At 76.5% G+C, this 506-nt stretch carries 1 pseudogene; it reads left to right on the top strand.

Annotated features, from left to right (window positions below):
* A pseudogene (locus B7L92_RS38805) lies at positions 1-506 on the top strand (acyltransferase family protein); the annotation flags it as partial.

Here is a 506-nt window from a genome sequence, read left to right as displayed (position 1 = left end):
GTGGCTGCGGCTGCGCGCCGCCGATCCCGGGTACGACGAGCCGTACGGGCGGTTCTGGCCGCGCTTCTTGGCCGTCCGCCCGGACCTCGCCGACTTCCCCTTCGTCCTGGAGGGGGACCACTTCGAGACCGGGCACCTGTGGTTCGTGGTGCTCCTGCTCACCTTCTGCCTGCTGCTCGCGCCGGTCGCCGCCCGGCTCGCGGCCGCCGCCGGGCGCGCCGCCCCCGCGCTGCGGCGCCGGCCGGCACTGCTCCTGCTGCCCGCGCTGCCGCTCGCCGCGGTCAACGCGCTGCTGGGCATGGAGGAGGGCTTCGCGGGCTGGAACCGCTGGGCGTACCTGCTGTTCTTCCTCCACGGGTTCGCCCTCGCCGACGACGAACGGGTCCGTGGGGCGACGCGCCGCGCGGCCGTCCCGGTCGGTGTGCTCGGGCTGGTGCTGTTCGCCGGGACCGCGCCCGGATTCGTCGCGGGGGACGACCCGTTCACGGCCCGGTCCCCCTGGGCGC

Source organism: Streptomyces viridosporus, from assembly GCF_002078235.1.
Classification (GTDB): domain Bacteria; phylum Actinomycetota; class Actinomycetes; order Streptomycetales; family Streptomycetaceae; genus Streptomyces; species Streptomyces viridosporus.
Note: the sequence above shows the minus strand (reverse complement) of the source record. Positions and strands in the feature narration are given on the sequence as shown.